We start from the raw sequence: 22,077 nt of genomic DNA, 5'->3' as shown, positions 1-22,077 counted from the left end.
GGGCGACTCCGGGACCTTTGGAGGTCGCACTCATTTCGCGCCCGCACGCCGATGGCAAGCGCCGCGCTGCACGCGACTTGAGCATGGCGCGTTTTCCATCGCGCTCGCCCTTGCGCGCACGGCGCGGAAGGTTCGTCCTGAGCCGCCGGTGCGGCGACGGGGAGAACCACCATGACCACGCGAATGTCCGACGAACCGGCGCTGGGACGCCGATCCTTCCTGCGAGGCGCGGCCTTCATCGCCGCCGCCGCGCCGATCCTGACCGAAGCCCAGCTGGCGCACGCCGCGGCCCAAAGCGCGGCTCCGGCGGCCCCGCCCTCCGGTATGGCCCTGCACGGCCAGAGCCCGAACGCCCCGCCACCCGGCATGACGCTGATCAACGCCAACGAAAACCCGCTGGGCCCTAGCAAGGCGGCCTGCGACGCCATCGCCCGCGTGGCGCCCCTCGGCGGCCGCTACGACCTGAACGGCGAGACCGATCTGCTGGCCCGGACCTTCGCGGCCCAGAACGGCCTGAAGCTGGAAAACGTCGCCGTGTACGCCGGCTCGTCCGAGCCCCTGCACTACAGCGTCCTGGCCTTCACCTCGCCGACGCGCAGCTTCGTCACCGCCGATCCGTCCTACGAGGCGGGCATGTTCGCGGCCAAGACCAGCCAGGCCAAGATCGTCAAGGTGCCGCTCAGCGCCGACTGCGCCCACGACGTCAAGGCGATGGTCAAGGCCGACCCGCAGGCCGGCGTCATCTACATCTGCAACCCGAACAACCCGACCGGCACCCTGACCACCAAGCAGGACATCGTCTGGGCGCTGGAGAACAAGCCGGCCGGTTCGATCCTGCTGGTCGACGAGGCCTATATCCACCTGACCGACGCTCAGGACACCCTGGACCTGGTGGCGGCCGGCAAGGACCTGATCGTCCTGCGCACCTTCTCGAAGATCTACGGCATGGCCGGCATTCGCTGCGGCTTCGCTGTCGCCAGGCCGGACCTTCTGGCCAAGCTGGCCCCGTTCGGCCAGAACGCCATGCCGATCACCGGCTCGGCCGCCGCCCGCGCCTCGCTGGAGGACGCCGCCCTCGTGCCGGAGCGCCGCAAGCTGATCGGCGACACCCGTCGCGACACCCTGGCCTGGCTGAAGGCCAACAACTACAAGGTCATCGGCGATCCGCAGACCAACTGCTTCATGATCGACACCGGCCGCAACGGCAAGGCGGTGTTCGCGGCGATGAAGGCCAAGAACGTCCTGATCGGGCGCACCTGGCCGATCTGGCCCAACGCCGTCCGCGTCTCGGTCGGCACCCCCGAGGAGATGGCCAAGTTCAAGGTGGCGTTCAAGCAGGTCATGGACAGCCCCCCCATGGCCTTCGAAGACCACAGGCAGCTGGCCCAGCTGGACGGCTTCGCGGCGCTGTAGTCCAGGCCCCTTATCCGCCAGCGCGCGTCACGCTCAGGGACAGGGCGTGACGTAGCGGTCCATGATCGTAGTGCGCGAGCCCCAGCCGTAGCTCGTGCCATCGCAGCCGTGATAGCTCTCGCCGACCTGGATCGTCTTGGCCTCGTTGGCATAGTACTGGACCAGGATCTCCTGGTCGAAAGCGCGCGACGCGGCTGGACCGCCGACCGCCAGGGCGGACAGCAGGGCGATGACCGCCCCCTTGGTGACGAAACGCTTCATGACGCCTTCTCCTGCTGCTCGATTGACGCAGGAAGGCTGACACAACCTTGGGAAAATAAAAGCAGGAATACGCGCCTAGGCTAAGCCCGTTCCTTGGTCCGCTCGAAGCGCACCTTGGGATAGCGTTCAGCGACATAGCCGATCTCCCAGGACGACTTGCCCAGGAACACCGGCTGCTCGTCGATGTCCTGGCCCATGGCCGACCGGTGCTTGCCGACGAAGTCCTCGACGTCGGCCCGGTCGCCGCCCAGCCAGCGGGCCTCGGCGTAAGGGCTGTTCTCGAAGATCACGTCCAGCTGGTATTCGTTGGCCAGGCGGTCGGCCATGACCTCGAACTGCAGCTGGCCGACGGCGCCGACGATGAAGTCGCTGCCGATCATCGGGCGGAACAGCTGGGTGACGCCCTCCTCGGCCAGACCTTCCAGCGCCTTCTTCAGGTGCTTGGCCTTCAGCGGATCCTTAACCCGCACCCGGCGCAGGATTTCCGGCGCGAAGTTGGGCAGACCGGCGAAGCGCAGCGTCCCGCTTTCGGACAGGCTGTCGCCCACCCGCAGCACGCCGTGGTTGGGGATGCCGATCACGTCGCCGGCGAAGGCGTCCTCGGCCAGTTCGCGGTCGCTGGCGAAGAACATGATCGGCGCGTTGACGCTCATGGCCTTGCCGGTGTTCTGGGCCTTCAGCTTCATGCCGCGCGTGAAGCGGCCGCTGGTCAGGCGCAGGAAGGCGATCCGGTCGCGGTGGTTGGGGTCCATGTTCGCCTGGACCTTGAAGACGAAGCCCGACACCTCGGCGTCGCCCGGCGCGACATGGGTCTCAGCGCCGGCCTTGGTCGCCGCCGCCGGCTTGGGCGGCGGAGCATAGGCGCCGATGCCGCCCAGCAGCTCGTTGACGCCGAAGTGACGTAGCGCCGAGCCGAAGAACACCGGCGTCATGTGGCCTTCCAGGAAGCTCTGGACGTCGAACGGCTTGCCGGCCTCGGTGACCAGCATGGCGTTGTCTTCCAGCTCGGCCTTCTCGTCGGGGTCCAGGTACTGGACCACCGCATTGCCCTTGAACGCGATCGGGTCGGGATGGCCTTCCTCGTCGGTCGAACTCTTCTTGGCGTAGGGGATGAACCTGTCGTTGCGCAGGTCCAGCATGCCCTTGAACCGCCCGCCCGAGCCAGCCGGCCAGTACAGCGGGGCCGGATCCAGGGCCAGCTTGGACGAGACCTCGTCCAGCAGCTCGAACGGGTCCTGGGCCTCGCGGTCCATTTTGTTGATGAAGGTGATGATCGGGATGTCGCGCAGGCGGCAAACCTCGAACAGCTTAAGGGTCTGGGGCTCGATGCCCTTGGCGGCGTCCAGCACCATGACCGCGGCGTCGGCGGCCGTCAGGGTGCGATAGGTGTCTTCCGAGAAGTCTTCGTGGCCCGGGGTGTCCAGCAGGTTGAACATCAGGCCGTCGTGGTCGAACGTCATGACCGAGGCGCTGACCGAGATGCCGCGCTCGCGCTCGATCTTCATCCAGTCCGACTGGGTTCGCCGCGCCTGGCCGCGCGCCCGCACGGCCCCGGCCGCCCGGATCGCCCCGCCGGCCAGCAGCAGGTTTTCCGTCAGGGTCGTCTTGCCGGCGTCGGGGTGGCTGATGATGGCGAAGGTGCGCCGACGGGCGGCTTCAGCGGCGGGGGAAGAGCTCATGGCGCGGAACTACCGCTCCGGAGCCTCCTTGTCACCTTCCTCGACGGCTTGGGCCGGCCGTCGTCGAGCGATCGCCTCCTCGAACCGCTGCTTGGCCTCGGCGGCCTGAGGGCCGGCGTGGGGATCGTTGAACACCGGTTCGACCAGGGCGGCGGCCTCGTCGAAGCGGTCTCGGCGCATCAGGGCGTCGGCGGCGGCGAGGCGGAACCGCGCCACCTGCGGCGCCAGTTGCTGGGCGCGCAGCAGCACGTTGACCGCGTTGTCGTTGGGATAGCCCGGCTCGCCACGCCGGCTGATCGCGTAGTCGTAGAGCAGCAGGGGGTTGTTCGGATCGACGGCGAAGCCCTTACCGAACCAGTCGCGCGCCTCGTTCAGCAGCGCCGGGGCGCGGGCGCGCTCGGCGTTCGCCTGCAACATGCAGGACCAGCCCAGGGTCTGAAGCGCCTCGACGTCGCGCGGATCGGCCTCGATCCGATGCTTGAGCAGGGCCTGGGCCTTGGCGCGATCGCCGAAATCGTTCTCGGCCCGCGCCAAGGTCATCTCAGCCAGCCGATCGCCGGGATAGCGGGCGGCGCGCTGGCGGATCATGGCCAGCGCCTCGGGCCGCTCGGCGGACGGTACGCCCATCTTCAGCCGCTGGTTTTCCAGCAGCAGGTCGTCGGCCGACGCCGGCAGCCGGGTGACCGTCAGCGGCAGCGCCGTAGCGGGCGGACGCGGCAGGCGTCGCCCCGGCAAGGCGGCCATGTACCGCTTGAGCACCCGTTCGAGGTCGTCGAACGGGACGCCGGCCGCCTCGGGCATCAACGCGACGGGATCCCCGCCCTTCGCCACCGCCTCAGCGTAGCGCGTCAGGCGCGCCAGTCGCTGCGGATCCGACATCATGTAGTGGGTCAGCAGCCACGACTGGGCGTAGAAGGCGGTGATGTCCGACCGGCGGCCGGTCAAGGCCCGCCGCCCCAGGATCTCGTCGAACGGTGACCAGACCGCGCCGCGCAGCCAGGCGATCCGAGGACTGGTGACGCCCAGTTCCACGACGTCCGGCTTGAACCGAGCCGTCATGAAGTATTCGGCATAGCCCTCGACCAGCCACGAGGCGTAGGCGGCCGGCGCGTGCTGCTTCATGAAGTGATGGGTGTATTCGTGGAACAGCACCTGGCGTCCCCGCTCGGCGCCGCTCTCCACGGTGATGATGGCGAAGATGTCGCCGATCGAGGCGTTGTAGAAGCCGGAGACATTGGCCTTGAGGTCCGGCTGCACCCGCCGCAGATCGATCTGGCGCGGCGTGACGTAGATCGGCAGCGGCCGGACATCGGCCTGATCATCCACGCCGTGCAGGGCGCGCAGCAGCCCCGCGAAATCCTCCAGATCGCGCGCCAGCTCGACGAGGGCCTTCTCGCCGATCCGGCCGTACAGAGCAAAGGACGGGGTCTGCGTGTGCAGCCAGTCGCCGGTCGCCTGGGCCTCAGCCCGAGCCGGGCCGGAAAGGACGAGCGGAGCCAGGGCGACGCCGGTCGCGAATCTCCGCCGCGACATCGATCCACGCATGGTCATCCCTTCTTGTCCTCCGCCGGCTTTTCGGCTGGTATCGCCTTCAGCATCGCCTGGGCCGCCTCGGTTCGGCGCTGGCCGTTGAGGCCCAGGCGACGCCGATCATGGCGGCCGACGCCGCCCCGGCCCACACCTTCACCGTCGTTCCCACTGCAATTTCTAATTGAGCATAGCCAGGCGCACGGCCACCGCGCAAGGCCGCGCCGCGCTGGACCCCAAGGCCAGCGCGGCGGAACCGAGCGGTTCTAGAACTTCGCCGAAACCCGCGCGTACCAGAGACCGCCGTCGGTGTCGTAGGGGGCGTTGCGCGAATAGATCAGGCCGCGCGAGGCCTGGAACGTCGCCTCGGTCGGATAGGTGTCGAACAGGTTCTCTGCCCCGACCGTCAGCTTGATCGCGTCGGTGACCTGGGCGCTGACCGACAGATCGACCAGGGTGCGGCCGCCGAAGGTCTGGATCAGGTCGGCCGTCCCGTTGGCCTGGGCGTCCGTCCATTCGCCCGACCAGCGGGCGCGGACCATGCCGCTGAAGATTCCCCGTGCGTAGTCGAACGACACGTTCGCGGCGTTCTGCGGCAGGCCGTCCTCGAGGTTGACGCGGGCCAGCTTGGAGACCTCGGTCAGCTTCGAGCGGGTGACCTTGGTGTCGTTCCAGTTCCAAGCCGCCGTCGCGCCCGCGCGTCCGCCCCACAGCGCACCGCGCCACGAAGCGACGGCGTCGACGCCCTGGGTGCGGGTGTCGAACGAATTGGTGAAATAGCTGACAGTCGTCAGGCTGTCGGCGCCGGGCACGCCGGCCGCCACCAATTGGGCGCGCAGAGCAGGGGTGACCGTGAAGTTCGGCGACACGGCGAAGCGGTTGTCGACCTCGATGCGATAGTAGTCGACCGAACCCGTGAAGCCGCCCCGGCGGAAGACGAAGCCCAGCGACAGGTTCTTGGACTCTTCCGGCTCCAACGGCTTGCCACCCAGGGCGACCGAGATCGGATTGATCGGCGACAGGCGGCCTGAGGTGAACAGCAGCAGGGTCGTGGTGTTCAGGCCCTGCGAGGTGCGGGTGTTGTTGATCTGGCCGGCGGTCGGGGCGCGGAAGCCGGTCGAGACCGCGCCGCGGATAGCGAAGTTCGGCGTGAACTCGTAGCGCGCGGCGATCTTGCCGTCGGTGGTCTGGCCAAACTCCGAGAAGTCCTCGTGACGGACGGCGACGTCGGCGCCGAACTTGTCGGTGATCGGCAGGTCCAGATCGACATAGGCGGCGTAGCTGGTCTGGTCCCACGACCCGGCCTGGCTGGGCGCGTATCCCGGGAAGCCGTTCGAGCCGCTGGGCAGGCCGGCGGGCGCGCCGGGGCCGACGTCCCACGAATAACGGTCGCCCGCCTCGATCTCGTAAGTCTCCTTGCGGGCTTCCAGGCCCAGGGCCAGGTTCGCGGGCTTGGCCAGAAACGACCAGGCCAGCGGCCGCGAGGCGTCCAGGTTCAGGGTCGCTTCCTTCTGGATCAGCGAACCGGCGTCGAAGCTGGTCGGCGACTGCGGGCCGAACGAGGCGTTGATGCTGTTGTTCAGGAAGTAGTCGACCTTGTCCTTGCCCCAGCCGGCCGAGGCGTCCCACGACCAGCCCATGGCCTCGCCGCGCAGCCCGCCGTTGATCGAGGCGTTGGTCTCGTCCTGGCCGAACTTGGGCGAGAAGCCCGCCGGATAGATCTGGTTCAGCGACCAACCCGGAAAGACCGGGCTGGTGCGGTACGAGGTGTCGGTCGAGGGGTTGCGCCAGTTGAAGTCGGTGACGCCGTGCATGTCGCTATAGGTGGCGAAGGCGTAGGCCTCGGTGGTGTCGCCGACCGGCAGGATCAGGTTCAGCGAGCCGCGCCACACTTCGCGATCCGGCTGGCCCCAGCGCTGGACGGGGTTGGGGACCTTGATGGTCGGGTTGGCGGTCTGGAAGGCGACGGCGTCAGGGCGCTGGCGAGTGCGCGAGGTGGCCTCGGCGTTGGTGTAGTCGATCGCGCCGACCAGACTGCCGCCCTGGCCGATCGCCAGGCCATAGCGCCCGCCGATCTCGGTCTTGTCGCCGTCGCCGGCGTAGTAGCGGCCGAACTGGCTGTAACCCTCGAAGCCGGTCTTGTCCGAGAGGATGATGTTGATGACGCCGGCGATGGCGTCCGAGCCGTACTGGGCCGAGGCGCCGTCGCGCAGCACCTCGATCCGCTCGATGCCGCTAGTCCCCAGCGACGCCAGGTCGACGCCCTGCTGGCCACGACCGCCCAGCACCGCCGAGCGGTGGCGGCGCTTGCCGTTGACCAGCACCAGGGTCTGGTCGGGCGAGAGGCCGCGCAAGGTGGCCGGGCGCACGAAGGCCTGGCCGTCAGCGGCCGGCAGGCGCTGGACGTTGAACGACGGCGTCGTGGCCGCCAGCTTGTCCATGATCTCGTCCGAGACGGTGTTCTTCAGGGCCTCGGCGCTGACGACGTCGACCGGCGCGGCCGACTCGAACGCCGTGCGATCGACGCGACGGGTGCCGGTGACGACGACGGTGTCGACCTCGGTCGCGGCCCCTTCGGCGGTGATTTGCCGGGCCTGGACCGGGGTGGAAAGCGCTAGGGCGAGCGCGCCCCAGGCGACCGTGGACATAAGCTTCATCGTGAACCTGCACTGTTGGTTTTCAGCGCGGCGTAACGACGGGTCTTGTCGTTCAGGCGACGAACCGATGTCGGCTCGATGAAGGCTTGGAATGGCGTTCGCCGAAACGATAGGCGCAACCCTGACCTCCGGTCGTCGGTTTCGCCCAAGGAAGCGACAAAAAGCCCCTATTCGAAGGATGGGTTTGGAGTCATGCTTCCGTTGTCACGCACCGACGACGTCAGATCGCCGGGTGGATGGAGGAAATCGAACGATGGCCCTGCTTGACCATCACCGCGGTCACGACCGGCAACATCCCGCTGGCAGCGCATTGTGCGTCGGTGTCACCCTGGCCGGACTGGTCGTCCTGGCCGTGACGCTGAGCTGGCTGTTCACGCTGGTCCGGTTCTAGACCAAAGCGCGTTCGGCGGGCTCTAGGCGGCCAGGCGCCGCCAGACCTGACGATCGGCTTCGAGGTTGGTGAGAGCGCCGGCATTCTGGCGCTGCAGCAGCGCGGCCATGATCTCGATGCTCAGCTGGGCATAGCGCACCTGGACATCTTCCGTGCGGCAGCCCCGTCCCGGCGCGATGAACAGCGCCGCGTTGACCTCCGGCGCCTTGGCCACGATTAGGGCCGCCAGGCGCTGGGCCCTCTCTTGATCCTTGTGGTGCAAGAGCGGCTCTTCCGCGAACAGCTCCTTGCCCAGCTCCCCGACATAGTTGAGCGACAACGCCTGAAAACGCTCACGCGTGATCGGCGGCGCCAGCTCGGCCGGGTCGAAGTTCAGGATGATGTCGTTCATAAGGAAAAGCATGGCGATGACTGGGCGCGTAGCTCTGGGCGGGGTTGGAAAGGCCTGCCCATTCTGGGTCGAACACGCTTTAGAGCGAGTTTAGGAGCAGGGTTAACGCCGCTCTAGAGTCGCGTTGTCCACAGTTGCACGCCCCGGCTGTTCACGCTTCCACGGGCTCGGTCAGGAAGTGGCGCCCGTCCCGGTCCTCGATCTCGACGACCCAGACGTCCGGGTCGATCCGGGCGGCGCGCTCGGCATAGGCGTCCAGGTCCGGTTCGAACTCGGAGCGGACCGGCTGCATCCAGAAGCGCTCGCCGTCGCCGCGCGTGGCCTCGCTGTAGAGCCGCGCCGTGCCGGCCCGGCGGTCGACCACCTTGACCAGCACCGCCCCCGCCCGCGCGTCGCCCTTGCGGGCCACCATGGCGAAGGCGCCGCCCAGCTCGGCGCGGCGGATCAACGCGCCCACCCAGATATCCGTCGAAAGAAGCATCCGCTAACCGAACCGAAACCCCGGGGCCTTACGGTTTGCCCCTCAAGTCTCGAAGCATACGAGAAAATGACGCCTGACAACGACCAGAAAGGTCGCGGGGCGCGATGGATCGGGGTGTCGATCGGGTTGGCCGCCATGGCCGCCCCCACGGCGCTGCTGGCCGCCAGCGCCGCCGACCAGCTCTACGAACGCACGCTGATGACGGCGGCCGATGGTCGCTGCCGGCTGTTTTCCCCCACCGTCTCGGCCGCCCTCGACGCCTCCCGCGCCCAGGCGCGCGGCGCGACCCTGCGCTCGGGCGCCAGCGAACTGCAGGTCACGGCGCTGGAGCAGCGCGCCCGCGCCAAGGCCGCCGGTGCGGCCTGCGATTCCAAGGACCTGACCCTGGCCGCCAGCCGCGTGAAGGCCGCGTTCGACGGCTATGCGCAGATGCTGAGCATGACCTATCCGGGCGATGTCGCGTCATGGAAGGCCGAGCGTTCGGTCTCGGCGACCATCCCCGTCTGGCGTCTGTCGCAACCCGCCAGCTTCGGCGGCGATCGCTTGATGTTCGGCCTGGCCGGCCGCGCCAAGGCGGTGACGGCCGTGGCGACCTTCAACAACGGCCCGCGCCCCTACACCGCCCGGATCATCGTCCGCGACGTCAGCCGCACGCTGGGCCCCTACTTCGCGCCCGGCGCCGGCCGCAACCTCTCCGGCAAGGTCGCGCCGCGCAACGCCAGCATCGTCTTCAACGCCGAGACCCGCGAGGAATCTCCCCTGACCCTGCTGCCGACCGGCGCCAAGACGGGTCTGGCCTTCCGCTTCCCGACGGCGGCGGCCGACGCGATCGCCCAGTTGGACCCGCGCGAGGCGGTGACGGTCGAGTTCGCCTTCGCCGGCCGGGGCGACGAGGTCACCCGCAAAGCCTATGTCGAGGTCGGCGACTTCGCCGCCGGGCGCGCCTTCCTGCGCTAGGACCCCAACGCCTAGCGCGGCGCGAAGGCGATGACGTTGTCGCCCAGGCTAGCGGGCGGCTTGGGCTCGTCCTCGCCCTCGTCTTGGGCCGCCGTGTCGGCGGCCGGGGCGGGCTGAGGCATGGCCTCCAGCGTCACCGAGCGTAGCGGGGCCAGCAGCACCGGCAAGCGCACGGACACGCTGGTGCCCGCGCCCAGGCGGCTTTCGATCGTCATCTCGCCGCCATGCAACTTGGCGAAGGCGCGCACCAGCGACAGCCCAAGGCCGGTGCCCCGGGCGCGCTGCTCGACGCCGCCGGCTTGTTCATACGGACGGCCCAGACGCTCCAGGTCCTCGGGGCTGATGCCGACGCCGGTGTCGGCGACGATGATCTCCAGCACCCCGTCATAACCGTGAGCCGTGACCGTCACCTGGCCGCCGCGCGGGGTGAACTTCAGGGCGTTGGAGACCAGGTTCAGCACGATCTGCTTCAGGGCCCGGCGGTCGGCGTCGACTTCCAGCTCGCCCGGCGGCAGCACGCCCCGCAGCTGGACGTTGGCGCCGTCGGCCTGGACGCGCAGCAGGCGCATGGCCGCCTGCACCGCCTCGCGGGCGTCGAACACCCCGCGCTGCAGCTCGAAGCGCTCGGCCTCGATCTTGGACATGTCCAGCACGTCGTTGATCAGGTCCAGCAGGTGCCGGCCGCTCTCGTGGATCAGCTCGGCGTACTCGCCGTAGCGGTCGCTGAGCGGGCCGAACATGCGGCCCCGCATGATGTCCGAGAAGCCCATGATCGCGTTCAGCGGGGTGCGCAGCTCGTGGCTCATATTGGCCAGGAAGCGGGCGCGGCCGGCGGCCAGGGCCTCAGCGTCGGCGCGAGCCTGGTCCAGGGCGACCTCGCGGTTGCGGTCGCCGGTGATGTCGCGCAGCACGCCGACCAGCTGGTTCGGGGCGACCCGGACCAGGTCCAGGGCCACGACGCGCTCGACGCCCAGGGCCGGGGCGAAGGTCAGGCTGGCCGCGCCCTCGCGATGGGCCACGGCGATGGCGCCGGTCAGGCGCTGGCGGTCGCCCGGCGCGGCCGCGGCGGTCAGGCCGCGCTCGATGAGGTCGGCGGCGGCTACGCCCAGGGCGCCGCGCCGCGTGTCGTGGTCACCTGTCCTTGCCCGCGGATGGCGATCGCCAGAAGCGGCAGGCCATCCAGCAGGGTTTCCAGCCCGATGATCTCGGACGTGTGCCGGTCGTCGCGCGCGCCTTGCCGACGGCGGCCGATCAGCAGGCCCGCGGCCAGGCCCAGTCCGGTGGTGACGAGCGCCAGGAAGCCCAGCACGAAGGCCAGCGGGCCGGTCGGCTCCGGCGGGGCAAGGCCCGAAAGCTGGGTGAGCGCCGCGACGCAACCGCCGATCAGGGCCAGGGCCGCGCCCTCGGCCAAGCGCTTGGGCTGGTCCATGATCGAGGCCGCCGCCACGGGCGCCAGGCACCAGGCCGCCATGGCGCCGGAGACGCCGCCGGTCAGCACCGCCGCCAGCGCGCCGCCCACGGCCCAGAGGACCAGCAGCAGCGATTGGGTGCGCTCGCCGCCCCGCGCGAAGATCAAAGCCACCAAGGCCGGAAACGCCCCCGCGCCCAGGGCCGTCCAGATGGGCCAGCCGCCGGCGCTGGTGAAGAAGGCCGCGGCCGCCGCCAGGGCGATGGCCCCCAGCCAGCCCAGGCGCCACGCGTGCGCGGGATCGAACCCCGCCGCGTGAGCGGCTTGGCGTTTGATCGGGTCTGGCGACGTCTCGAATTCCAAAGCGGTCGACTTCTAGCCCGGCGGACAGGTTCGCCGTCGTCAAACCTTAACGCGGAGTGACCGCTGCCTCCAAGGCTGTACAATCGCCAAGCGACCTTTCTTTCGTGGACTCGCTGTGGACGGAAACGGAATCGTAAGCGCCGTCGACGATAGTCTCGGGCTCAAGTCGTCACGGACAGAAGGTCCGGGAGCTCACCATGCCAGAACCGGCGTCCCTGGACGCTTCGCTCGCCTCCGCCCTCGCGGATCCCACCCCGACCGACCGTCGGGCGGCCGCCGAGGAGCGTCGACGCTTGGCCCTGGACGATCGCAAGCGGTCGTTCCTGCGCATGGTCAGCCACGAGCTACGCACTCCGCTCAACGCCGTGATCGGCTTTTCCGAGATCCTGTCGCAGGAGCTGTACGGTCCGCTGGGCGCGCCGCAGTACAAGGAATACGCGACGATCGTCCACGACAGCGGCGTCAAGCTGCTGAAGCTGGTCAACCAGGTCGTCGAACTGGCCCGCCTGGAAGGCCACGTCACCGACATCAAGATGACGCCCGAGCGGCTGGACGAGGCGATCGAGGACGTGATCGAGAGCCTGCGCGCGGAGATCGCGCGTCGCGACGTGATCGTCCATGTGATCGGGCAAGGCGCTCTGCCCACCGTCCTGGCCGACGGCCGGGGCCTGCGGACCATGCTGATAAACCTGGTGCAGAACGCCGTCACCCACTCGCCCGCCGGGGGAGTCGTGCACATCGCCGCCGTCAAGATCGGCGGCGAGATCGAGATCACGGTCCGCGACCAGGGTCCCGGCGTCGAGAGCGCTGAATTGCCGCGCCTGCTGCAGCCGTTCGAACAGGGCGGCTCGCCCCTCACCCGAAAGAACGAAGGCGTCGGTCTAGGCCTGCCGATCGTCGACCTGCTGTCACGGGCCATGGGCGGCCAGCTGAAGCTGTCGTCCAGCCTGGGCGCGGGCTTCCTGGCGCGGTTGATCCTGCCCGTGGGCTGACACGTATCGGGGCTCGCGCTTGCCTTGGACCGGCGAGCCCCCTAATTGCCCGCCATGACCAACGCGATCGACACCGCCCTGAACGACCTCGCCGACGAGTTCGAGCTCCTCGGCGACTGGGAGGAGCGCTATCGCTACGTGATCGAGCTGGGCAAGGACCTGGAGCCCCTCACCGACGCCGAGCGCTCGGAGGAGAACAAGGTGCGCGGCTGCGCCAGCCAGGTGTGGCTGGTCACCGAGCCCCAGGCTGACGGGACGCTGAAATTCCGCGGCGACAGCGACGCCCACATCGTCAGCGGCCTGGTGGCGATCATGCTGCGCCTCTATTCGGGGCGCGCCCCTGCCGACATCGTCGCCTTCGACGCCAAGCAGGCCATGGACCGGCTAGGCCTGTCCGGCGCCCTGTCCTCGCAGCGCTCGAACGGCCTGAAGTCGATGGTCGCCCGCATCCAGCACGACGCCAAAAACGCGCTCGGAAACCCCGCCCTTGGCTAGCTATCGCGTCGCCGCGCTGTATCGCTTCACGCGGTTCGACGACCCGGCGGCGATCCAGGGCCCGCTGGCGGCGCTGTGCTGCGGGCTGGGGGTCAAGGGCACCCTGCTGCTGGCCCGCGAGGGGATCAACGGCACCATCGCTGGCGAGGACGCCGCCATCGAGGCGGTGCTGGACCATATCCGCGCCCTGCCCGGCTGCGCCGATCTGGCGCCCAAGACCGCCTGGGCCGAGCGCATGCCGTTCTACCGGATGAAGGTCCGCCTGAAGCAGGAGATCGTCACCCTGGGCGAGCCCGACCTGGATCCTACCGATGCGGGGACCTATGTCGCGCCCGCCGACTGGAACGCCCTGATCGCCGATCCCGACGTCGTGGTGATCGACACGCGCAACGACTACGAGGTCGCGGTCGGCCAGTTCGAGGGCGCGGTCGATCCCAAGACCGCCAGCTTCTCGGAATTCCCCGCCTGGTTCCGGGACTACCGCCAGGGCCTGGAAGCCCAGCGCGGTCCCAACGCCGCGCCGCTCAAGGTCGCCATGTACTGCACCGGCGGCATCCGCTGCGAGAAGTCGACCGCCTTCCTCAAGGCCGAGGGGATCGAAGACGTTTTCCACCTGAGGGGCGGGATCCTCGACTATCTGGAGCAGGTCCCCGAACCGGAAAGCCTGTGGCGCGGCGAGTGCTTCGTGTTCGACGAACGCGTCGCGGTCGGCCACGGCCTAGCGCCGGGAACCCACGCCCTGTGCCGGGGCTGCCGCATGCCGGTCGGCCCAGAAGCCCAGGCCTCGCCGCTGTATGTCAAGGGCGTCTCGTGCCCCGCCTGCCACGACCGGCGCAGTGACAACCAGAAGGCCCGCGCTGCCGAGCGTCACCGTCAGGCCCTACATTGCGAGACCCTGGGCATCGACCATGTGGGCGCCAAATTCCCGGCAAGGTCAAGCTGAACTCTTCCAGCGCGCGCCGCGTTGACCCGGCTCCCCTTCCCTGAACGAGGAGCCGCCCGATGCACACGAACGAAGATCACATCAAGCTCATCAACGGCCTGGTCGAGACCACCATCGACAGCGCCGACGGCTATGCCGAGGCCGCCAAGGACGCCGACAACTCGCGCTACAAGGACCTGTTCGAGCGCCGCGCCCAGGAGCGCCGCTCGATCGCCTCGGAGCTGCAGGACGAAGTCCGGCGCCTGGGCGGTGACCCCAAGGACGACGGCACCATCCTGGCCGCCGCCCACCGCGCGTTCCTGAACCTGAAGGACGCCGTGACCAAGGGTGACGAAGCCGTCGTCAGCGAGGTCGAGGCCGGCGAGGATCACATCAAGGCCAAGTACGAAAAGGCTCTGCAGGACACCGACGTCGACGCCCAGACCCGCGCCGTGATCGAGAAGGCCTGGACCTCGGTGAAGTCCGGCCATGACCAGATGCGCGACATCAAGCACATGCTGAAGCACTAGGCCGAACGCCCAGATGCATCGCCAAGTGGGCGGGATCGAAATGTCCCGCCCGTTTGCGTTGCGGCGTCGCCCAACGCATATGAGGGACATGGAAGACGCGACGCGCCCCATCGCCGACAAGGTCGTTCTGGGCGAGCGGCAGGTGAACCTGATCGCCAAGGCCCTGGCCGACCCGCGTCGGCGCCAGATCCTCAAGGAGATCGGCGCCGAGAGCGAGCCCACGCCCTGCGGCGCGGTCGCCCAGCTGCTGCCGGTCACCGCCGCCACCTTCTCGCACCACATGAAGGAGCTGGAGACCGCGGGCCTGATCCGCATCTGTCGCCAGGGCAAGTTCGCCTTCCTGGTGCTGCAGCGCGACGTGCTGAACGCGTATCTGGCGCAGCTGGCGGACATCTGAAGAGCGCCCGAGGCCGCGCCGCCCGGCGCGATTTGACCTAGGACAATGTGTCTCCCGGCGCCCGACTGCCCTATCGAGGCTGGAGGCGCCGATGGGATTTGTGACGTTCGAAGAACTGGCGGGCATCGTCCTGTTCTTCATCATCGTGGGATGTATCGCCTCGATCTTCGGGTTCAGGCTGCGGCCGCCAAAGCCTGCTCGCACGCAAGCGGCGCCCGCTGCCCCATCAGCAGTTGCTTGCTGCCGCCGACATTCCGCAGCGCCAGGTCGGAGTCCTCGAGCACCGACCGGAGCCTCGGGTTTATCTCCGGCCTCGTTCGATCCTTTTTCCGGGAACACGCCATGCAGATCCTCCATCTCGACTCCAGCATCCTGGACGATGCGTCCGCCTCGCGCCGCCTGACCGCCGCCATCGCGCGGGCGCTCCAGGAACAGTCCCCGAGGCCAAGGTGGTCGGAAGCGACCTCGCCACCAACCCGATCCCCCTCCTGACCGGCGACATCGCCGCCGGCTCCCGCGCCCTGGGCGAGCCTGATCGGGTAGGCGCCCCTAGCGTCGTGCGGTTGCGGCGCATCGCGGGTGGCGCGTCGCGCAGGCGCCAAACAAACATCTCCATGGCGATAGCGTCCTCCAACCTGAACGTGTAGGATTCACCATCGTACTGCGTCTGCCGTGTTGGGTGACTGATGGCCAAGCCTGAGCATCACCGCGCCGCGCGCGCCGAGGAGGCGCTTGCCATGCGCCGGGCGGCGGGCGAGACAGCGAACATGGCCAACACCACCGATCATTTGCCGGCCGGCAAGCAGCGCGAGCTCGCCTTCGTGGTCGAGGTGTTGCAGGAGAGCTTTGCCGAGGAGGTGGCCAAACGATCTGGCTCGCTCGGCCAAGGCAAGATCCTCAAGATCATTCTGTTTGGATCGTACGCGCGCGGCGACTGGGTCGAAGATCCAGTCGGGCGCTACTTCTCGGACTACGATCTGCTGATCGTCGTCGACCAAGAGAAGCTGGCCGACCCGCTGGAGTTCTGGGAAGGGGCCGAGAAGCGCCTGCTCGACGAGCTTTCGGCCGGTCAGCGGCTGCGCACGCCAGTCAACTTCATCGTCCACGACCTTGAAGACGTGAACGAGCAACTGCGGCTTGGGCGGTACTTCTTCACCGACATCGTCCGCGACGGGGTCGTGCTGTTCGAGGCGGCGGGTTGCAACCTAGTTGAGCCTGCACCGCTTTCGTCTGAGGCCGCTCTCAAGGAAAGCCGAGAATACTACGATGAATGGATGGAGAGCGCTGCGCGATTCTTCACCAATGCCAACGAGGACGTTGCCAGAGGTTGGAGTAAGGAGGCGGCATTTCTCCTGCATCAGACTGTTGAGCGCCTCTACTACTGCCTACTCCTGGTCGTTACCCTCTACGCACCCAAGTCCCACAACCTCGTGCGCCTGCGCGGCCTGGCCGAGCCGCTGGATCCACGCCTAGCCGAGGTCTGGCCAACCGACACCAAGTTCCACAAGCGCTGTTTCGAGCTGCTGCGCGCCGCTTATGTCAAGGCGCGCTACTCGCCGCACTACAAGATCACCACTGAGGAATTGGCCTGGATCCAGGCGCGCATCGCGCTGCTCCAAAGCCTGGTCAAAGAGCTTTGCGAAGCCCGATTGGAGGCGCTGCGGGACGCGGCCTCCAGCTAAGCGCCTGTCGTGATGAGCCGTCGCCCAGTGATGACGGTCCGGATGGATCGATCATCCGGCGTAATAATGATCCGACCGATCGCGCTTAGCGCTCGCGGGCTCGTGGGCTCCGGCTGCTCGCCGAGCGTCAGCCGAATGGTGTCGCTGACAGATTGGTGGGAAGGACCGGAACGGCCACTGAAAGGCGGGCCCACTGAGGCCGATTGCTTGTTCACGTTGGAGATTCCTCTCTCAGAGTTTGGGAGAGGCGGAGCCCAGGCATACGCTCGCAATCCGTCCGGCAGGACGGTTGACTATTTGGCGATGACGGGGGAAAGTCCTGTATCGCGGTTGAAACGAGACCGGATTCTTTCCGGGGAAATGGCTCGGGCCGGCAAGCCCGAGCCGCTACCCCTCCGCCTAAGCGGACGATTTCATTAGGAAATTACATGTTGGAGCCGCCCTATTAAAGGAGCGCGCCCAGCGGTATTGCTGATCGCCTCGAACAAGCATCGTAGCCCGCAAAGGCAATTACGGTAAATTTTTCGAGTCCAATCAAGTCTTTGACTGACAATCGGATAATTTTTGCAAGTATATCCGAACGGATATGCCAACCAAGTTCCAACCCATAACTTTGAGATGTTGCCAAACGCGTCCACTTGCTGGAGACATAGAAGGCGAGCAGCACATCCCAACTGCCCCCTAACGCCGTTGTCCGCGTGATGTCCCCATATCCGGGGTGCGCGCGCACGCGGGTTGCAGTCCAAAGTTGACGCTCCCGCCAAGTCGCACTTCAATGGCGAGCTTCAGTGCAGGATCGCTCGCGGGGGAAGCTTGAGCACCGTAGATATCAATACGACGATCATTCCCGCTTCGAAGCGCATCTGGATCGTTCAGCCAGGCAAGAACCGGAAGTTCTTTGATGACTTCGAGCAGGAGCGTCGCGTCTATCTCGAGTTTCCTGGGCTGGACCTAGCCCAACGGGATCTCGAAGATGATGGTCTTGTGCGCCAGCATATCCGGCGCTCTGTCTCCATGGTGTCGCACAAAGGACCCGTCAGGGATGATGGCACGACCATCAACTTGGCAGACTTCCCGCAGAGCCCAGATACCGCCACCGCGATTTTCTTGCGGACCGTCCGGCACCTAACTTCCAACATGGCGGTCGGGGACTTGGTTGTCGTGCCGGGCTTCGGTGCATATTCCCGAGTGCTTTTCGGCGAGATCGCCGCGCCGCTTAGACTGGAAGATCGCGCCCGTATCCCCCCCTACTTGTGGGGCGATATCCTTTTTCGGCGCGTCAACTGGCTTTCAACGAACAGATTTAAGCAAGAACTCCCGCTTGATCTTGTAAAGTATATCGGCAAGCCGCCAGCGATCGCAGAGGTCGCTCGGAATGCGTTGACCGAGCGATTTTTTGAGTACGCGTACGGCTCCTTCGTCAAGGAAGGGCAGAGTTGGTCGACGATTACTGCGCCTACGTACAGGGGCAACGATCCATCAGCAATTAGTCAGCCGACGCGGCTCATCGAGTTCGCTGTTGCTGCCTATCGTGCAACCGGCGGGGGGCAGGACCTCTCCGGCCTCACGATGGATGAGATCATCGAGCGCTACTATGACCCGAGAGACATTGAGCACTTCGGGCTCTCGTTTAACTCGCCCGGACGTCTCGATTTCAAAGCGAGAGATAGCAAGCTAGCGATCTTCGTCAGCGTGGTCATCGCGCTCGCTGGTAGCGGCATGCTCAGCGGTTGTAAGGCTAGCTCTACGCCGGTCCAGATTACCAACTCGAAAACTGCAGACCAAACCATCAGCGTTGAGATGCAGCAACAGATCAATCTTATGGTCAACGGTATAGATCAGCCAACTGCGGCGAAGGTTGATCACATAGGTCAGGAATCTAAGGAAAAGATTGGCCTCAAGACTGTGGCTCAAGTCGATAAGACGGAATGAATCTTATGACTCCGAGGCAGCTAGCAACGGCCTTGTTCGCTCGACCTATCGTGTGGTGCTGGAAGCACCTGTGGCAAGACAAGGTCCCGCTGATATGGAATATCGCGGTCGTGATCATTGCTGCCTGGGGATCTTATAGTATTGCACCCGCGATCAATGAAAAGGTTGAGAGGCAGAAAATCCAATCAGAGTATGTGTCCCAGAATCTAAAGGACATAAATACACTGGTGGCTGATTTCTACGTTGCGGTTCAGAAGGTCAATTCATCGCAGGGTGATATCAATAAGGCGGACCTTGAAAAATGCGATGAGATCGCAACCAAATTACACTGGAAGTCCATCGAGGTCTCCGCGATTCTCAAGGACGGCCGCGATCAGAAGCTGATGCTTTCCTTTCAGCAGAAGCTCAGTGCTGTGCAGCGAGCTATACCTGAAGTCCGCCACAAGGACGGCTCGCGGAGGCTAAGCGCTGCAATTACCGAGTTTTCAGCAACTGGCGTCAAGGTGATCGGTGCGGTTGCTCGGAGAGCTGAAATTCGCGAGTAATACCGTCGACGCTCGCCCGCTTCGGCGGTACTCGCCCGGGCCCACGCACCGGAGCTAGGTGTCGGGCCGGGTAAATGTCGGAATGGTGCAGTCTTGGCGCATGACGGGCTTGAGGGTCATCACGCGCTCCACTATTCGCCTTCACCGTGCACTGAAGCTTTGGAAAAAACTCAAGCGATTAGCCGCTCAGGTTGCTGGGTGGCTCTGACCACGTTGGCGACCAGCGGGTAGCGGCGGCGGGAATATTCACCGGTGGCTTTGGCGAATTTGTTGCGGAAGAAACTGAACGGACGCAACGTCTAGCCAGAGGATCCCGACTGATGATCGACCTTGACCAACTGCTGAACTCCCGCACCCACACCGGCAAACGCGGTCGCCCGGCCGGGAGCGGAAAGCCCGATACGAACACGCTCTATAGGGTGAGCCGTTTGCTTGCTGCGAACCCGAGCATGACGGTCGCCGCCGCCGTCCGAACCTGGAGCCCTTCTCTTCGGAGGGCTTCTCGGCGGCATGTCGATCTTCGCCGCCCTACTCGTCGCTGGGATCAATCTCGTGAACTGATAGGCCCGCTAGAGCCACGTTTGCGACTGCTTCGCAGCTTTGACAGCTCTAATCTGTTTCTGGGCCACTTCTAGCCTGTACCGACAACACCTCGAAAAATTGTCCCATCCCCACGCATTGAATCACTTCGATGATTATCTAAATGTCGAAGCGTTCGCCGCTGAAGGCGATCGGCCAATGGGTCGAACGGAGAGAGACAATGAGCAAGCTTGCAGGCAAGACCGCCGTGGTCACCGGTGCGTCCAAGGGCATCGGGGCGGCCATCGCCAAAGCCCTAGCCGCCGAGGGCGCGGCCGTGGCGGTCAACTACGCCTCCAGCCGCGAGGGCGCCGACAAGGTGGTGGCCGAGATCACCGCCGCCGGCGGCAAGGCCATCGCCGTCCACGGCGACGTGGCCAAGGACGCCGACGTCACGCGGCTGTTCGATGAAACCCAGGCGAAGTTCGGCGGCGTCGACATCCTGGTCAACAACGCCGGCGTCTACGAGTTCGCCGCGCTGGAGGAGATCACCGAGGCCCACTTCCGACGGCAGTTCGACATCAACGTCCTGGGCCTGCTGCAGGCCACCCGGGAAGCGGCCAAACGCTTCGGCCTGGACGGCGGCAGCGTGATCAACATCAGCTCGGCGGCCACCACGGTCGATATCCCGACCGCCTCGGTCTATACGGCCACCAAGGCGTCGGTAGACTCGATCACCCGCGTCCTGGCCAAGGAGCTGGGTCCGCGCAAGATCCGGGTCAACGCCATCTCGCCGGGCGCGGTCGAGACCGAGGGCACCCACACCATGGGCATCATCGGTTCGGACCTCGAGACCCAGATGGTCGCCCAGACCCCGCTGGGCCGCATGGGTCAGCCGTCGGACATAGCGCCGGTGGCGACCTTCCTGGCCTCGCCCGAGAGCTTCTGGATCACCGGCGAGATCATCGCCGTGGCCGGCGGCAACCGCTAGGTCCGGACGCTCACGCCATACGATAATGCCGCGCCAGGTGCTGCAGGGCGAGCTTCAACACCCTCTTGCCCGCCCGGCGCGGCAGCTTCAGCGCCGCCTCGGCCTGCTCCAGGGCCGAGCCCATCAGGCAGACGCGCTCCGGGATCTCGCGCAGGCCGGGACCGACCTCGGCCTGGGCGCGCGATCCGTTGCCGCGTGGCGTGGTCCCGCTCGGCCGGCGCCAGACCCGGCCGCCCACCGGATACGCGCTGCGTCAGATCCCAGCGCATGGTCGTGCGCCCAACGCACCCAAGCTCTCGAACTCCTCGCGCAGACGTTCGGCCGCCGCGGCCTCGACCGCCGTCAGCCAAGGCCGCCCGCGCGATCACGGCGACGGGCCAGCCAGGCGATCTAGCCGGGTCTAAACTGCGAGCGTTTCGCAGCTTTAACAGCTCTAATCTGTATTCGGGACAAGTCTAACCTGCGCGAATACACTCCCCCCAGCCGCGAGAATGGCCGGCGGACGCTACTATAGGTTTATTATCCCAAACGGAGGAAGATATTCCTATCTTACTCCCACCCCGAATGGATAACCCATTGAAAAGGCTGAATCGGAGTGGGCTCTATCCCCGCGGCCAGACGGGCATTGAAGCCGCCGGAACGATCGCGCCCTTGCACCCCACCACCACCGCCGCGAGCCCATGCGCCCGCGTCACCGAATCGGCGATCGACAGTCCCGCCAGGCGCGACGACAGGTAGGCGGCGTTGAAGCTGTCGCCCGCCCCCGTGGTGTCGACGGCTTTCACCCGGCTCGGCGCCGACGTCGCGACGCGGCCGTCCGGACGGTGGACGTTGACCGCGTGGCTCTCGTCGCGCGCAACGACCTCGGCGCCCGCCGCGGCCCACTCGCCGGCCAGGTCCTCGGCCTCGCGGCCGTAGAGGGGCCGGCTGTCCTCGCTGCTCAGCGACACGTAGCGGCACGAGGGGACCACGCCGTCCAGGGCGGCGCGGGCGGCCTCGGGGCTGGGCCACAGGGCCGGGCGGTAGTTGAAGTCCAGCGCCACGGCGATCCCCAGCGAATGGACATAGGCCAGGATGTCCTTCAGGCGCGCCCGGCCGATGTCGCCGATCACCGCCAGGGTGACGCCGGACAGATAGACCAGATCGCTGGCCTTGGCCGCCTCGATCAGTTGGTTGGCGGTGTGGGCCGAGAACAGGTCGCGGATCGGGGCCCGCTCGCGCCAGTAGTGGAACTTCCGCTCGCCGTGTTCGTCCAGGACGATGGCGTAGAGGCCCGGCAGGCGGTTCTCGACCTGACGGACCAGGCGGGTGTCCATGGCCTCGCGGCGCATGGTCGCCAGCACGCCCTCGCTGAAGGGATCGCCCTGCCCTAGCGCCGTGCAGTAGGCGACCTCGTCGCCCAGCCGAGCCATGTAGATCGCTGTGTTGAAGGTGTCGCCGGCATAGCCCATCCGGTACAGCGGGGCGCCGCCGTCGCCAGATCCATCGGCGGCCTCCGGCGACAGCTCGACCATGCATTCGCCGAGGACGGTGATCTTGGCCAT

General features: G+C 66.7%; 19 protein-coding genes and 2 pseudogenes. 12 read left to right on the top strand and 9 right to left on the bottom strand.

The window, feature by feature from the left end; translation table 11 throughout:
• Positions 1-171: 171 nt before the first annotated feature.
• Entirely contained in the window at positions 172-1,413 is a 1,242-nt protein-coding gene (locus MZV50_RS08145) for a pyridoxal phosphate-dependent aminotransferase (protein WP_252633908.1), read from the top strand.
• Positions 1,414-1,446: 33 nt separating this feature from the next.
• On the opposite strand, the gene MZV50_RS08140 is transcribed toward MZV50_RS08145, so the two are convergent.
• The 4 genes from MZV50_RS08140 to MZV50_RS08125 form a co-directional block, all read right to left on the bottom strand.
• A complete protein-coding gene (locus MZV50_RS08140) occupies positions 1,447-1,674 on the bottom strand; it encodes a DUF6289 family protein (RefSeq protein ID WP_252633907.1) in 228 nt (75 codons plus the stop codon).
• A gap of 80 nt (positions 1,675-1,754) precedes the next feature.
• The gene (locus tag MZV50_RS08135; protein WP_252633906.1) at positions 1,755-3,353 is read right to left on the bottom strand and encodes a peptide chain release factor 3; all 1,599 of its coding nucleotides are present in this window, start codon (positions 3,351-3,353) and stop codon (positions 1,755-1,757) included.
• 9 nt (positions 3,354-3,362) lie between these two features.
• Positions 3,363-4,898 carry a tetratricopeptide repeat protein gene (locus MZV50_RS08130; protein WP_252633905.1) on the bottom strand — a complete coding sequence of 512 codons (1,536 nt, stop codon included), beginning with the start codon at positions 4,896-4,898 and terminating at the stop codon, positions 3,363-3,365.
• A gap of 248 nt (positions 4,899-5,146) precedes the next feature.
• Positions 5,147-7,528 carry a TonB-dependent receptor plug domain-containing protein gene (locus tag MZV50_RS08125; protein WP_252633904.1) on the bottom strand — a complete coding sequence of 794 codons (2,382 nt, stop codon included), beginning with the start codon at positions 7,526-7,528 and terminating at the stop codon, positions 5,147-5,149.
• A 262-nt stretch (positions 7,529-7,790) separates the two neighbouring features.
• Here MZV50_RS08125 and MZV50_RS08120 point away from each other — a divergent pair, with 262 nt between their 5' ends.
• Positions 7,791-7,928: a hypothetical protein gene (locus tag MZV50_RS08120; protein ID WP_252633903.1), complete on the top strand. Its 138-nt coding sequence runs from the start codon at positions 7,791-7,793 to the stop codon at positions 7,926-7,928.
• 22 nt (positions 7,929-7,950) lie between these two features.
• On the opposite strand, the gene MZV50_RS08115 is transcribed toward MZV50_RS08120, so the two are convergent.
• Both MZV50_RS08115 and MZV50_RS08110 read right to left on the bottom strand, forming a co-directional pair.
• The gene (locus tag MZV50_RS08115; RefSeq protein WP_252633902.1) at positions 7,951-8,331 is read right to left on the bottom strand and encodes a hypothetical protein; all 381 of its coding nucleotides are present in this window, start codon (positions 8,329-8,331) and stop codon (positions 7,951-7,953) included.
• A gap of 139 nt (positions 8,332-8,470) precedes the next feature.
• A complete protein-coding gene (locus MZV50_RS08110) occupies positions 8,471-8,800 on the bottom strand; it encodes a DUF1491 family protein (protein WP_252633901.1) in 330 nt (109 codons plus the stop codon).
• 66 nt (positions 8,801-8,866) lie between these two features.
• On the opposite strand from MZV50_RS08110, the gene MZV50_RS08105 reads away from it, so the two are divergent.
• Entirely contained in the window at positions 8,867-9,757 is an 891-nt protein-coding gene (locus MZV50_RS08105; RefSeq protein ID WP_252633900.1) for a hypothetical protein, read from the top strand.
• Between the two features lie 11 nt (positions 9,758-9,768).
• On the opposite strand, the pseudogene divJ reads toward MZV50_RS08105, so the two are convergent.
• Positions 9,769-11,528: pseudogene (divJ, locus tag MZV50_RS08100) on the bottom strand (cell cycle sensor histidine kinase DivJ).
• Between the two features lie 197 nt (positions 11,529-11,725).
• On the opposite strand from divJ, the gene MZV50_RS08095 reads away from it, so the two are divergent.
• The 9 genes from MZV50_RS08095 (at position 11,726) to MZV50_RS08055 (ending at position 20,533) form a co-directional block, all read left to right on the top strand.
• Entirely contained in the window at positions 11,726-12,520 is a 795-nt protein-coding gene (locus tag MZV50_RS08095) for a sensor histidine kinase (RefSeq protein ID WP_252633899.1), read from the top strand.
• Positions 12,521-12,574: 54 nt separating this feature from the next.
• Positions 12,575-13,015, top strand: coding sequence for a SufE family protein (locus MZV50_RS08090; RefSeq protein WP_252633898.1), 441 nt, complete (start codon positions 12,575-12,577; stop codon positions 13,013-13,015).
• Entirely contained in the window at positions 13,008-13,958 is a 951-nt protein-coding gene (trhO, locus tag MZV50_RS08085) for an oxygen-dependent tRNA uridine(34) hydroxylase TrhO (protein ID WP_252633897.1), read from the top strand. Before MZV50_RS08090 ends, trhO begins: the two co-directional genes overlap by 8 nt.
• A gap of 59 nt (positions 13,959-14,017) precedes the next feature.
• The gene (locus MZV50_RS08080) at positions 14,018-14,467 is read left to right on the top strand and encodes a PA2169 family four-helix-bundle protein (RefSeq protein ID WP_252633896.1); all 450 of its coding nucleotides are present in this window, start codon (positions 14,018-14,020) and stop codon (positions 14,465-14,467) included.
• A gap of 79 nt (positions 14,468-14,546) precedes the next feature.
• Positions 14,547-14,864: an ArsR/SmtB family transcription factor gene (locus MZV50_RS08075; protein WP_252633895.1), complete on the top strand. Its 318-nt coding sequence runs from the start codon at positions 14,547-14,549 to the stop codon at positions 14,862-14,864.
• A gap of 686 nt (positions 14,865-15,550) precedes the next feature.
• Positions 15,551-16,546, top strand: coding sequence for a HEPN domain-containing protein (locus tag MZV50_RS08070; protein WP_252633894.1), 996 nt, complete (start codon positions 15,551-15,553; stop codon positions 16,544-16,546).
• A gap of 813 nt (positions 16,547-17,359) precedes the next feature.
• Positions 17,360-18,478 (top strand): hypothetical protein, encoded by a 1,119-nt coding sequence (locus MZV50_RS08065; protein WP_252633893.1) that lies wholly within the window; start codon positions 17,360-17,362, stop codon positions 18,476-18,478.
• 110 nt (positions 18,479-18,588) lie between these two features.
• On the top strand, positions 18,589-19,023 hold the full coding sequence (locus MZV50_RS08060; RefSeq protein WP_252633892.1) for a hypothetical protein: 435 nt from the start codon (positions 18,589-18,591) through the stop codon (positions 19,021-19,023).
• A 760-nt stretch (positions 19,024-19,783) separates the two neighbouring features.
• The gene (locus MZV50_RS08055; RefSeq protein WP_252633891.1) at positions 19,784-20,533 is read left to right on the top strand and encodes a glucose 1-dehydrogenase; all 750 of its coding nucleotides are present in this window, start codon (positions 19,784-19,786) and stop codon (positions 20,531-20,533) included.
• A 10-nt stretch (positions 20,534-20,543) separates the two neighbouring features.
• Here the strand turns inward: MZV50_RS08055 and MZV50_RS08050 are convergent.
• Together MZV50_RS08050 and MZV50_RS08045 are read right to left on the bottom strand one after the other, a co-directional pair.
• Positions 20,544-20,923: pseudogene (locus tag MZV50_RS08050) on the bottom strand (DUF6456 domain-containing protein); the annotation flags it as partial.
• Positions 20,924-21,135: 212 nt separating this feature from the next.
• Positions 21,136-22,077: a sugar kinase gene (locus tag MZV50_RS08045; protein WP_252633890.1), complete on the bottom strand. Its 942-nt coding sequence runs from the start codon at positions 22,075-22,077 to the stop codon at positions 21,136-21,138.

This window comes from Caulobacter segnis (genome assembly GCF_023935105.1).
In the GTDB taxonomy this organism is placed as follows: Bacteria; Pseudomonadota; Alphaproteobacteria; order Caulobacterales; family Caulobacteraceae; genus Caulobacter; species Caulobacter segnis_B.
Note: the sequence above shows the minus strand (reverse complement) of the source record. Positions and strands in the feature narration are given on the sequence as shown.